Genomic DNA, 12697 nt, shown 5'->3' on the forward strand with positions numbered 1-12697 from the left:
GAATAAGCTATGAATATACAATAACGGTTACTGTTTCAGTTGAAGAGGTACCAGATGTATCACCAACCTTCACGCAAGTACCAGCCATATGTGAGGGTGAAGCACTAAGCGCTCTACCAACCACCTCTGAAAATGGAATTACAGGAACATGGTCACCTGCCTTAGACAATACCACCACCACCGAATACACATTCACACCGGATGCCGGACAATGTGCAAGCACCCAGACAATGACAATCACTGTCAATCCGGCAACGACTCCAACCTTCACACAGAGACCGGCCATATGCGAAGGGGAAACCTTATCACCATTACCAACCACCTCTGAGAATGGAATAACAGGAACATGGTCACCTGCATTGGACAATTCAACCACCACCGAATATACTTTTACGCCGGATACCGGCCAGTGCGCCCGCACCCAAACAATGACAATCACTGTCAATCCGGCAACAACTCCAACCTTCACACAGATACCGGCCATATGCCAAGGGGAAACCTTATCACCATTACCAACCACTTCTGAAAATGGAATTACAGGAACATGGTCACCTGCCTTAGACAATACCACCACCACCGAATACACATTCACACCGGATACCGGCCAGTGCGCCAGTATCCAAACAATTACAATCACTGTCAATCCGGCAACGACTCCAACCTTCACACAAGTATCGGCCATATGCGAAGGGGAAACCTTATCACCATTGCCAACCACTTCTGAAAATGGGATTTCAGGAACATGGTCACCTGCCTTAGACGATACAACCACCACCGAATACACATTTACACCGGATACCGGCCAGTGCGCCAGTATCCAAACAATTACAATCACTGTCAATCCGGCAACAACTCCAACCTTCACACAAGTATCGGCCATATGCGAAGGGGAAACCTTATCACCATTACCAACCACCTCTGAGAATGGAATAACAGGAACATGGTCACCTGCATTGGACAATTCAACCACCACCGAATATACTTTTACGCCGGATACCGGCCAGTGCGCCCGCACCCAAACAATGACAATCACTGTCAATCCGGCAACGACTCCAACCTTCACACAGAGACCGGCCATATGCCAAGGGGAAACAATATCGGTTTTACCAACCACCTCTGAAAACGGGATTACAGGAACATGGTCACCTGCATTGGACAATTCAACTACCACCGAATACACGTTCACTCCCGATGCCGGACAATGCGCAAGCAACCAAACAATGACAATCACTGTCAATCCGGCAACGACTCCAACATTCACTCAAGTGCCGGCCATATGCCAAGGGGAAACAATATCGGTTTTACCAACCACCTCTGAAAACGGGATTACAGGAACATGGTCACCTGCATTGGACAATTCAACTACCACCGAATACACGTTCACTCCCGATGCCGGACAATGTGCCACCATTCAAACAATGACTATAACGGTTAATCCAGTCGATACGCTGCCAACCTTCACACAAGTGCCGGCCATATGCGAAGGGGAAACCGTATCACCATTACCAACCACCTCTGAAAATGGAATTACAGGAACATGGTCACCTGCCTTAGACAATTCAACTACCACCGAATACACTTTTACGCCGGATGCCGGACAATGCGCAAGTACCCAAACTATGACAATTGTTGTAAATATTAATACGGCACCGGTTATTTCAGAAGTTAAAACCAATGGCTTCGACATAGAAATTATCACTTCAGAAACAGGTGATTTTAGTTATTCAATAGATGGGCGAAATTTTCAATACGGCAATATATTTTATGGTATTCGTGGCGGGAGATATAGTATTACCGTTAGGGATAACTCTGGATGTGGTCAAGATGTATTGTCTCATCTTCACTTTGTAATTCCTAAATTTTTTACACCAAATAACGACGGATTTAACGACTTTTTTGAAATTAGAGGTATTCAGGAATTTGGAAATTCAGAGGTCAATATTTTTGACCGCTTCGGGAAACTTCTAAAAAGCTACAGGAATTCACCTGTTGTTTGGGATGGAACTTATTTAGGAAATCTGTTGCCTACCAATGATTATTGGTACCAAATTATTATAGACGGAGAAGAATTTACGGGTCATTTTACACTAAAGCGCTAGATGATTGATTTTTGTTTATCGAAAATGTAACATCAAATGTCAACAATAGAATAATTAGATCATCTTAAAAAGTTAATTTCGCGCTGGCAAATCTTTAATCATTTATCTTTTTGAAGGAGCTTTATCTTTTTTTTAAATCCGAATACAAAAATGTTGGGTTTGGCTACACCTTAACTTTCTTATCCAGTTTTGGGCAAACGTTTCTCATTTCACTATATGTGCCTGAAATTTTGCAGGTGTTCAGTATCAGTAATGGTGTTTTTGGAGGAATTTACGCGTTTGCAACCATTATTGCTTCATTTATAATGCTTACCGTTGGTCATAATATAGATCATAAGCCTGTAAAACAGGTAACTATGGTAACCACCATTGGAATGGCCGTTTCTACGCTCATTTTAGGATTTTCGCATTACAGTTTAATAATTTTAATATTGGCATTAATTGGGCTGCGACTTACAGGTCAGGGATTAATGAGCCATATTAGCCTAACGGTGATGTCCAGACAATACGACTCTAACAGGGGGAAAGCTTTAAGTATTGCCATGCTAGGTTACTCAGTTGGTGAGGCTGTGTTACCTTTAATTTTATCAATTATTATAGTAACTTACAATTACGAAGTGAGCGCATGGGTATGTGCCTTGTTTTTAGGCTTATATATAGTAAGATTATATTTTCAGGATTTATCTAGATTGGATGAGCAAAGCAACCTTAACCATAAACCAACCGCAAAAGCTTTAATAGGAGATTATTCAACTTTGTTAAAAGATAAATTTTTCTGGATTTTAATACCTGCAACTTTCATGCTTGGATTTGTGTTTACAGCGGTATTTTTTTATCAATATGTGTTTGTTGAGCAAAAAGGATGGTCGGTGGCGTTATATGCCAGTTTTTTTACAGCCTATGCGGTAAGTAGATTTTTGTTTTCAATATTTGGAGGTATCTGGGTAGATAAATATACCGCTAAAAAGCTATTTAGAATTTATATGATACCACTTATTATTGGCTTAATTCCGTTTGCTTTTGTCAGCCATATTTATGGTGCTTTAGTGTTTTTGGTGCTTTCTGGTTGCACTATGGGTTTAGCCGGAACGGTAAAAACTGCCTTGTTAGCAGAATTATTTGGCACAGAAAAATTAGGAGCTATTCGTAGTTTGTTCACCATGATTATGGTTATCAGCACTGCACTTGGGCCGTTGATGGTTGGAATTTTAATGGATATGAAGTTAGATTTGAAATGGATTATTACAATCCTAAATATCATGCTGGCTTTGGTGTTTATAAATGCGCAACGGATTTCAAAACATTAAATTCAACTAGTCGTTTTCATCATCATTATAAATCCCAATATACAAATCTTCATTCGATTTAATAGAAGCTCTATACATACCGGCCGTATTAAACTCCATGGTAATGTTACCGTCTTTATCAACGGCTACAATACCGCCATCACCACCTAGATTGGCTACTTTTTCTTGTATTACAATTCTCGAAGCTTCCTCAAGACTCAAACCTTTATAATCCATTAAGGCCGAAATATCGTGTGCTACCATGGCTCTAATGAAATATTCGCCCCAGCCGGTGCTTGATACTGCGCAGGTTTCATTATTAGCATAAGTACCGGCGCCAATAATTGGTGCATCGCCTATGCGTCCCCAGCGTTTGTTGGTCATGCCTCCGGTTGACGTACCGGCGGCTAAATTGCCGTCTTTGTCTAAGGCAGCACAGCCCACGGTTCCAAATTTGGAGTCTTTGATATTAGGGTCAAAATAAACCGATTTGGCGTCGTGATCGAGTTCGGTTTTTTCGCGGTCTTTAATTCTTTGTAATGAATTGAATCTTCCTTCGGTATAAAAATAACTCGGATCAACAATTTCAACACCTTGCTCCTCGGCAAAGTTTTCGGCACCTTTTCCGGCAAGCATTACATGTTCAGATTTATCCATAACTGCCAAGGCCAAGTCAATAGGGTTTTTTACGTTGGTAACACCAGCTACAGCTCCTGCGTTTAATGTTTTTCCATCCATAATAGAGGCATCTAATTCATTGGTTTCAGCATTGGTGAAGACAGCGCCTTTTCCGGCATTAAAAAGCGGTGAATCTTCCATTATATTAATGGTTTTGGTCACAGCTTCAAGACTGGTACCGCCGTTTTTTAAGATGTTGTAGCCAACCATTATGGCTTCTTCCAACTTGGCCTTGTATTCGGCTTCTCTTTCTGGCGTCATATTTTTTTTGAGAATAGTACCTGCGCCACCATGAATAACAATAGCAAATTCGGGCTTCTCAATAACGACTTCAGAACTTGTTTCTTTAATGTTCTGTTTATTCTCATTACATGATACAATTAACAGGCAAACAATCGTGAATAATAAGGTAAATGGTGTTCTCATAATCTGGTTTAATTAGCAGGTGAAAGTTACTACTTTATTATGAATTTTCAATTTAAGCCGTTTAGAATTTAGTACCTTTGTGGCTACAACATTAACTTAAAACAGATTACCTATGCAAGCAGTTGCTTCAAACTTTCAAATTCAGGAAACTTTAAATAAACTTGGTATTTTAGCGGTTAACAATGGTACCTCAACAGGGTCCAATTGGTTTTCAAACGGAGAAGAAATTACCAGTAACTCACCGGTTGATGGCGCTATAATTGCTAAAGTAAAAACCACTTCTAAAGAAGATTATGAAAAAGTGATGCAAGCGGCTACTTCAGCGTTTTTGGACTGGCGCTTAAAACCCGCACCGCAACGTGGTGAAATAGTAAGGCAGTTCGGGCAAAAACTACGAGAATTAAAAGAACCACTTGGTAAATTAGTGTCTTATGAAATGGGTAAAAGCTATCAGGAAGGCTTGGGGGAAGTTCAGGAAATGATTGACATATGCGATTTTGCTGTTGGCCTATCCAGACAATTGCACGGATTTACCATGCACAGCGAACGTCCCGGACACAGAATGTACGAACAGTATCATCCGCTTGGGGTGGTAGGTATTATTTCGGCTTTTAATTTCCCGGTAGCGGTATGGGCTTGGAATACCGCCTTGGCATGGATTTGTGGTGATGTATGTGTTTGGAAACCCAGCGAAAAAACGCCACTTTGTGGTGTGGCCTGCCAAAAAATAATTGCAGACGTTTTAAAAGAAAACAATCTACCCGAAGGAATTTCCTGCTTAATCAACGGCGACTACCGCGTTGGTGAAATGATGACTAAAGATGTACGCATTCCTTTGATATCAGCCACAGGATCTATCCGTATGGGTAAAATTGTGGCTAAAGAAGTTGCAGGGAGATTGGGTAAGTCTCTTTTAGAACTTGGCGGCAACAATGCCATTATTGTGACGCCCGATGCCGATGTTAAAATGACTGTTATTGGTGCTGTTTTTGGTGCTGTTGGTACTTGTGGACAACGCTGTACATCAACACGCCGATTAATAATTCACGAAAGTATTTACGACACAGTGGTTAATGCTATTGTAGATGCTTACAAACAGTTGCGCATTGGAAACCCATTAGATCAAAACAATCATGTAGGTCCATTAATCGATACAGATGCCGTTAAATTATATCTTGACGCACTTGAACAGGTAAAAACTGAAGGTGGAAATATTTTAGTAGAAGGTGGCGTACTTAACGGTGATGGTTTTGAAAGCGGTTGTTATGTAAAGCCGGCTATTGCCGAAGCCAAAAACGATTTTAAAATTGTACAGCACGAAACCTTTGCACCAATTTTGTATGTAATTAAATATTCGGGTGAAGTTGATAATGCCATTGCCTTACAAAATGGCGTTGTACAAGGTTTGTCATCGGCAATTATGACGAACAATTTACGGGAAGCCGAACGTTTTCTATCGCATGCCGGAAGCGATTGTGGTATTGCCAACGTTAATATTGGCACTTCAGGAGCCGAAATAGGTGGCGCTTTTGGAGGGGAAAAAGAAACCGGAGGCGGAAGAGAATCTGGCAGCGATGCCTGGAAAATTTATATGCGGAGACAAACCAATACCATTAATTATACCACAGAGTTACCTTTAGCGCAAGGGATAAAGTTTGATTTGTAGTCTTTAAGAGAATAATTATTTTTCGCTAATATTGGAGATAAAAAAATCTTGCTATAGCTAACCGGTAGGACGGCGCACAACAAGATTTTATAGTAATTGATTAATAGCGCTCCAAAGGTACATGAAAGTACCACCTGAAAATTACTTTTTTTATGAGTAGTAGTATTTTTTACATGAATGGTACAGTTTTTAACTTAGCTATACTTGATCTTCCTTAAAATCCGGATAGTTTCTTTATAGATATTATAAATCTCCTCGCTATAGTTTTTTAAATGTGGTTTGGCTTCATTGAGTTTATCAACAGCTTCGTGAAACAAATTTAAATAACAAATCAGGTAGGTTGCCGGTAAGTTTTTTAAATCGTGATCTTCGTTTTTATTAAGGTGAAGCCCTTTCTTTAGCTTCTCTAAAATTTTATTATTAGCATTGTAAATGTGATGCAGCACTTTTTTATCAAACTGCGGCGCTTCAAAAACTAACTTACTTTCAATATTGTAGTTGGCATTAGGCTGGAAGCTAATCACAGTCTCTTCTAATGGGTAATACTTGTTGGTATTGTGCAATCCCAAATTCACATATTCAAGAATTTTAAAGGAATCATCATCGTAACCTATAGCTACTTCATCAAAAGTAGAATAGAATAATCGCACCTGTTCATTAACCAGTTCGATATCTACTCTGGAATAAAAAACTTCGTCTTTTACCACTTTTTTTTGACCTGCCCAACACAGCACGAAATATTCTTTAAACACCTTGTATTGTGGATTGAAGTCGGATCTTTTTTTCATAAAAGACAGCACGCCTTTTAAGGTGTATTCAATATTGTTTTGTGCATGGTTTTCTATGGCTTGAACAATAGCCGAATTATGGTCTTCAACCGTAATATCGAAGATTTTTGGCATACTCATACTACCATCTCTAAAAAATACCGAACCACCATAGTATTTCCAGATGTTTTTACGCAGTGCCGTCAATTTTTCCATAGGTCTGATGGTAACCAAACCTATTACTTTATCATCCGGCAGATGGGGAAACGGAATATTTTCGTATTGTACAATTGGCGGATTGGTTAAATAGGCATTGATGAGGTTTTGAATTTTACTATCGTCAAAGAAATCGACGCCTACAATTTTATTGTCTTCGTCTTGTACACCTATAACTATGTATGAGTTGTTTTTTGGGTTGCTGTTAGAAAGCGCACAAATATGCTTTAAGAACTTGGCTTTACCTTCCTTATAACCAATATCAATTTTTCGCTTTTTGTCATAAAAACTGTTCTCATCATTGTGAGCCAACAAATTTTTAATAAGTAAGCGTTTGTTAATCATAATATTTCCCGCAAAAGCGGGAATCTTTTAGTTCATATTTCAAAACTCCATTCGATGAAAAATTCCTTATTTAAACTAGGCAGAAAAGCATTAAACTATTATTTTTTTTACAAGGTTTTCTTAATCGTGATTGAATTAGCCTGTGCTGTTGGAAACACCAACAAATCGGCAATATTAACATGTGCAGGTCTGCTAATGATAAACCCAATAATTTCGGCTATGTCTGAGGCCTGCAATGCTTTGTAACCTTTATAAACGTTATCTGCTATGGCATCGCCTTTAAATCGCACTTTCGAAAATTCGGTTTCTACTAAACCGGGATTGACTGCAGCCACTTTTATTCCGTATTCATTTAAATCAATACGCATCCCTTCGGTTATGGCTAAAACAGCGTGTTTACTGGCACAATACACATTGCCTTTTGGATACACTTCTTTTCCAGCCGAAGAGCCAATGTTAATGATATGCCCACTTTGTCTGTTTACCATTCCCGGAATTACAGCCTTGCTTACATACAACAGTCCTTTTACGTTAATGTCCATCATGGCATCCCAATCTTCAATACTGCCTGTTTCTATTGGGTCTAAACCATGGGCGTTTCCGGCGTTATTAATGAGTACATCAATTGTTTTGAAATTGTCAGGGAGACTTTCAATTGCCTCAAAACATGCGGCTTTATCTCTCACATCAAAAGTTAAGGTGTGAATATCTGTGAATTTAGAAAGTTCAGATTCTATAGTTTCTAATCTACTTTGTCTTCTTCCGCATAGAATTAAGCGCATTCCTGATTGGGCTAGCAAATAAGCAGTGGCTTTTCCAATTCCACTGGTGGCGCCGGTTATTAATACAGTTTTATTTTTCATTATTAATCAATTTATGGGATTTCATGTCCTTTCGAAGCTTCAAGCAGCATAAACCAGTCTTGTAATTCTAAATCAATTTCAACGCTTTTGGCACTCTGCGAAATACGTTCAAAATTTCCTGTGCCAATTACCGGGTGAATTTTTGCAGGGTGTTTTAATAACCATGCTAATAACAACTGGTCTGTTGTAGCCTCATATTTTTTGCTCAATTGCTGTAGTGATTGAGTTATAAGTTTTGTTTGTTCGCTCTTTTCTTTATAAAAGTGACCCAATGGCGACCAAGCCATGGATATTTGTTTGTTGGTAATAGCATAGTCTAAAACTCCGTTGAACATTGCCTCTGGATGCATCAACGAACACTCAATTTGATTAGCACTGATTTCGATATAGCTTGAAAGCATTGTCATTTGTGATACGGTAAAATTAGACACCCCAAACTGCTTTATTTTACCTTCTTTTTTTAGTTGATTTACTGCATCTGCAATGGTTTTGGGGCACATTAACGGACTCGGACGATGAATCAACAAAACATCTAAATAGTTGGTTTGAAGCTTGTTTAAACTATCTTCAACCGATTGTAGAATATAGTCTTTAGAGTAATTGTAATGCTTTACTTTGTTCGGGCGACTGTTGCCAATTAATTGAATCCCACATTTAGAAATCAATTGAATTGCATCCCGTTTTATCCCACTTTCCTTGAATGCTTTTCCAAAATCAGCTTCGGTGGTGTAATCACCGTAAATATCGGCGTGATCAAAAGTGGTAATACCTTGATTAATGCTGTGTTTAATTATCTTAATCATTTGTGAAGTATTGAAGTTTTTACCCCAAATACCCCAGGTCATAGTTCCCGATATCAATCTTGAATAGCTTGGGTTTGGCATTTTTTAGTATAATAAGTGATTCATTTGTAAAAATATTTAAAAAAGAATCAATTACTCATAATTGTTTGTAGAATTATAGATCTTTTGGATGTTTACAAAAGAAAAAATTATCTCTTTTTTCATCTAATTTTTATAAATTACAATTTGAATTTTTGAATAGATATAAAATTTGATAATAGAACTTTTGCTTAGTGACATATTTTGCACATTGTCTTAGCCTAAATTTTTTTTAAATCAATAAAATGAATAATTATTAACAGAAAGATTTATCATTAAGGCAATTGTGGCTTTATTCCAAAAGTTAAAGTAAGATATAATACCTAGATGAGATGGCATAAACATCCATAGGCAAATTCTTGAACGTATATATACTAAACCCAATAAAACATATATATTATGAAACATTTTTCAAAAGCCTACTTTCTACTTTTAATTTTTGCCGCTTTTTTGTTTAGCTGTAATAACGATAGTAATAATTCCAGCGGAACTTCCGGGATTTCTGTTAAATTGGTGGACAATCCGGGAGATTTTGACAATGTCTTTGTTGAGGTTGTTGATGTGATGGTGAAATATCAGAACAATTCTGATGAAAATCAAGATGACGAGTCGGGATGGCAATCGCTAGAGTTAATCAACTCAGGAGTGTATGATTTATTAGAATTAACCGGGGGCGTAGAACTCTTATTGGTTGACAATTTTGATATTCCGTCCGGAACTCTTCAACAAATTAGGTTGGTTCTAGGAGATAACAATACCATTGTAATTGACGGACAAACCTATCCTTTAATGACACCTAGTGCTCAGCAATCAGGATTAAAAATTCAGATTAATCAGGAATTAGAGTCTGATTTTAATTATACTTTTATTTTAGATTTTGATGCCCATCAATCAATAGTAATGGCAGGAAATTCTGGTAATATCATTTTAAAACCTGTAATGCGTGCCAGCTTAGAAGTTTCTTCAGGAACTATATCAGGGGTGGTTTTACCGGCAGATGTAGCAGTTTTGGTAACAGCTAACGATGGCATGATGGAAACCTCAACTTTTACAGATGACCAAGGTAATTTTATGATTGCAGGATTACCGGCGGGAAGCTATAATCTTACCTTTACTCCAGATGAAGCCTCTTTATTAAATGAGCAAACCTTAAACGATGTTATTGTCGTCGCAGGTGAAGTATCCAATGTAGGAACAATTGAACTGGAATAACTTTATTTTAAAAATTAAATTTTCAAAAAGCTGTCTCTAATCTGAGGCAGCTTTTTTAGTTAATAAACCTACCTACTTGTATTAAATACCACGCTGTCATTTTTAACCTATTATTAACAGCGCAACACGAATAAATTTAACAATTTGCGGTTGTTACTTAAGTCAACACTTTATCTAAATTTAAATGATAATATATGGAAGAAAATAGTACAATAGACATCAAAGCTATTAACGAAAAAATTGAAAGAGAAAGTGCTTTTATCGATTTACTTTTATTCGAAATGAATAAAGTAATCGTGGGGCAAAGGCACATGGTTGAAAGACTTCTAATTGGCTTATTAGGCCAAGGTCACATTTTATTAGAAGGTGTTCCCGGTTTAGCAAAAACACTGGCAATTAATACGTTGGCTCAAGCCGTTCAAGGTAGTTTTAGCCGTATTCAGTTCACTCCAGATTTATTACCGGCCGATGTGGTGGGAACCCTAATTTATAACATCAAAGAAAACGACTTTTCAATTAAAAAAGGTCCCATTTTCGCAAATTTTGTGCTGGCAGATGAGATTAACCGGGCGCCTGCTAAGGTACAATCGGCTTTACTGGAGGCCATGCAGGAAAAGCAGGTTACCATTGGCGACGAAACCTTTAAATTAGACAAGCCTTTTCTGGTAATGGCAACACAAAACCCGGTAGAACAAGAAGGAACGTACCCGTTACCCGAAGCTCAGGTAGACCGTTTTATGCTGAAAACAGTTATAGATTATCCTAAATTAAACGAAGAACAACTTATTGTAAGAGCCAATTTAAAAGGTGCTTTCGACACTGTGAACCCTGTTATTTCAACCGATCAGATTTTAAAGGCACAACAAGCCGTAAGAGAGGTTTATATGGATGAAAAAATTGAAAAATATATCCTCGATATTATTTTTGCTACCCGATATCCCGAAAAATATGGTTTACCCGATTTAAAACCTTTAATATCGTTTGGTTCGTCTCCTCGTGGTAGCATCAATTTAGCAACTGCTGCCAAGTGTTACGCCTTTATAAGAAGACGTGGTTATGTAATCCCTGAAGATGTGCGTGCCGTGGTTCACGATGTGCTGCGACATAGAATAGGAATTACTTACGAAGCTGAAGCTGAAAACGTCACTACTGTTGATATCATCAATAAAATTGTAAATCAAATTGAAGTGCCTTAACCCATTATAGTTCCTGCGAAAGCAGAAACCTCATGGTGAAATTATAAATCAATCTTGTTATTTCAGTTTTTTTAAATTAAACACTTAATAAAAGGTATTTGAAGAATAGAAACTCTTGATTGAATTCTCACAAAATTTAGACAAAACATTTTAATCAAAAATTAAAAGATTCCTGCTTTCGCAGGAATAAGAATATGGATACCAAATCGCTACTTAAAAAAGTAAGAAAAATAGAAATAAAGACCAGACGCTTGTCTGATCATATTTTTGGTGGTGAGTATCACTCTACCTTCAAAGGGCGTGGTATGACTTTTAGTGAGGTTAGGCAATACCAGTTTGGCGATGATGTTAGAAATATTGACTGGAATGTTACGGCGCGCTACAACGAACCTTACATTAAAGTATTTGAAGAAGAACGAGAACTTACCATGATGTTGATGGTAGATGTTTCGGCAAGTAAATTATTCGGAACAAAAAATAGTTTTAAAGACGAAATTGCTACCGAAATTGCCGCAACACTTGCATTTTCAGCAACACAAAACAATGATAAAATTGGCCTTATTTTATTTTCAGATCAAATAGAACTTTACATTCCGCCAAAAAAAGGCAGATATCACGTGCTTCGAATTATCAGAGAATTACTGGAATTTGAACCTAAAAGTCAAAAAACCGATATAGAACAAGCGCTTAAGTTTTTGTCAAATGTGATGAAGAAAAAAGCCATTGTATTTTTGCTGTCAGATTTTATTGCAGACAATTACAAACAAACCTTAAAAATCGTTGCAAAGAAACACGACCTCACCGGAATTAGGATTTACGATGAGCGTGAAGAACAAATCCCAAATTTAGGATTGGTTCCAATGGTAGACGAAGAATCCGGTGAGTTAATGATGGTTGACACGGGTTCAAAAAAAGTGCGTTTGGAATATGCCAAATTTCACAATAACAGCGTTGCTTATTTTAAAGATAGTTTTGCCAAATCCGGGGCAGGCACTATTGATTGCCGGGTAGATGAAAGTTATGTTACCAAGTTGTTAGGCTATTTTAAAAGAAGAGGTTAAT

Annotated in this window: 11 protein-coding genes; 6 read left to right on the forward strand and 5 right to left on the reverse strand. The window is 37.7% G+C overall.

What is annotated here, in order from left to right; all coding sequences use genetic code 11:
• Nucleotides 1–7: 7 nt before the first annotated feature.
• Entirely contained in the window at nucleotides 8–1231 is a 1224-nt protein-coding gene (locus FJ651_RS15720; protein ID WP_216746088.1) for a hypothetical protein, read from the reverse strand.
• On the opposite strand from FJ651_RS15720, the gene FJ651_RS15725 reads away from it, so the two are divergent.
• Nucleotides 1221–2099, forward strand: coding sequence for a T9SS type B sorting domain-containing protein (locus tag FJ651_RS15725; protein ID WP_216746089.1), 879 nt, complete (start codon nucleotides 1221–1223; stop codon nucleotides 2097–2099). The two genes, FJ651_RS15720 and FJ651_RS15725, sit on opposite strands and share 11 nt — an antisense overlap.
• 110 nt (nucleotides 2100–2209) lie before the next feature.
• Entirely contained in the window at nucleotides 2210–3406 is a 1197-nt protein-coding gene (locus FJ651_RS05855; protein ID WP_140989523.1) for an MFS transporter, read from the forward strand.
• 6 nt (nucleotides 3407–3412) lie between these two features.
• Here the strand turns inward: FJ651_RS05855 and FJ651_RS05860 are convergent, their stop codons facing one another.
• Nucleotides 3413–4489 (reverse strand): isoaspartyl peptidase/L-asparaginase family protein, encoded by a 1077-nt coding sequence (locus FJ651_RS05860; RefSeq protein WP_140989524.1) that lies wholly within the window; start codon nucleotides 4487–4489, stop codon nucleotides 3413–3415.
• Between the two features lie 112 nt (nucleotides 4490–4601).
• Here FJ651_RS05860 and amaB point away from each other — a divergent pair, with 112 nt between their 5' ends.
• On the forward strand, nucleotides 4602–6155 hold the full coding sequence (gene amaB, locus FJ651_RS05865) for an L-piperidine-6-carboxylate dehydrogenase (RefSeq protein ID WP_140989525.1): 1554 nt from the start codon (nucleotides 4602–4604) through the stop codon (nucleotides 6153–6155).
• A gap of 194 nt (nucleotides 6156–6349) precedes the next feature.
• Here the strand turns inward: amaB and FJ651_RS05870 are convergent, their stop codons facing one another.
• The 3 genes from FJ651_RS05870 to FJ651_RS05880 form a co-directional block, all read right to left on the reverse strand.
• On the reverse strand, nucleotides 6350–7483 hold the full coding sequence (locus FJ651_RS05870; RefSeq protein ID WP_140989526.1) for an ATP-binding protein: 1134 nt from the start codon (nucleotides 7481–7483) through the stop codon (nucleotides 6350–6352).
• A gap of 107 nt (nucleotides 7484–7590) precedes the next feature.
• The gene (locus FJ651_RS05875; protein WP_140989527.1) at nucleotides 7591–8346 is read right to left on the reverse strand and encodes an SDR family NAD(P)-dependent oxidoreductase; all 756 of its coding nucleotides are present in this window, start codon (nucleotides 8344–8346) and stop codon (nucleotides 7591–7593) included.
• An 11-nt stretch (nucleotides 8347–8357) separates the two neighbouring features.
• On the reverse strand, nucleotides 8358–9230 hold the full coding sequence (locus FJ651_RS05880; protein WP_140989528.1) for an aldo/keto reductase: 873 nt from the start codon (nucleotides 9228–9230) through the stop codon (nucleotides 8358–8360).
• Nucleotides 9231–9626: 396 nt separating this feature from the next.
• Here FJ651_RS05880 and FJ651_RS05885 point away from each other — a divergent pair, with 396 nt between their 5' ends.
• The 3 genes from FJ651_RS05885 (at nucleotide 9627) to FJ651_RS05895 (ending at nucleotide 12696) form a co-directional block, all read left to right on the forward strand.
• Nucleotides 9627–10439, forward strand: coding sequence for a DUF4382 domain-containing protein (locus FJ651_RS05885; protein ID WP_140989529.1), 813 nt, complete (start codon nucleotides 9627–9629; stop codon nucleotides 10437–10439).
• A 194-nt stretch (nucleotides 10440–10633) separates the two neighbouring features.
• The gene (locus FJ651_RS05890) at nucleotides 10634–11635 is read left to right on the forward strand and encodes an AAA family ATPase (RefSeq protein WP_140989530.1); all 1002 of its coding nucleotides are present in this window, start codon (nucleotides 10634–10636) and stop codon (nucleotides 11633–11635) included.
• Nucleotides 11636–11829: 194 nt separating this feature from the next.
• Complete coding sequence (locus FJ651_RS05895) at nucleotides 11830–12696, forward strand: DUF58 domain-containing protein (protein ID WP_140989531.1); 867 nt, start codon at nucleotides 11830–11832, stop codon at nucleotides 12694–12696.
• Nucleotide 12697: the final 1 nt, after the last annotated feature.

This window comes from Paucihalobacter ruber (assembly GCF_006494535.1).
In the GTDB taxonomy this organism is placed as follows: Bacteria; Bacteroidota; Bacteroidia; order Flavobacteriales; family Flavobacteriaceae; genus Paucihalobacter; species Paucihalobacter ruber.

Bases quoted from the DNA above. Each gene is read 5' to 3' on its own strand.
- FJ651_RS05895 (WP_140989531.1), top strand. From the start codon at position 11,830: ATGGATACCAAATCGCTACTTAAAAAAGTAAGAAAAATAGAAATAAAG.
- FJ651_RS05885 (WP_140989529.1), top strand. From the start codon at position 9,627: ATGAAACATTTTTCAAAAGCCTACTTTCTACTTTTAATTTTTGCCGCT.
- amaB (WP_140989525.1), top strand. From the start codon at position 4,602: ATGCAAGCAGTTGCTTCAAACTTTCAAATTCAGGAAACTTTAAATAAA.
- FJ651_RS15725 (WP_216746089.1), top strand. From the start codon at position 1,221: ATGACAATCACTGTCAATCCGGCAACGACTCCAACATTCACTCAAGTG.
- FJ651_RS05890 (WP_140989530.1), top strand. From the start codon at position 10,634: ATGGAAGAAAATAGTACAATAGACATCAAAGCTATTAACGAAAAAATT.
- FJ651_RS05860 (WP_140989524.1), bottom strand. From the start codon at position 4,489: ATGAGAACACCATTTACCTTATTATTCACGATTGTTTGCCTGTTAATT.
- FJ651_RS05875 (WP_140989527.1), bottom strand. From the start codon at position 8,346: ATGAAAAATAAAACTGTATTAATAACCGGCGCCACCAGTGGAATTGGA.
- FJ651_RS05880 (WP_140989528.1), bottom strand. From the start codon at position 9,230: ATGCCAAACCCAAGCTATTCAAGATTGATATCGGGAACTATGACCTGG.
- FJ651_RS05870 (WP_140989526.1), bottom strand. From the start codon at position 7,483: ATGATTAACAAACGCTTACTTATTAAAAATTTGTTGGCTCACAATGAT.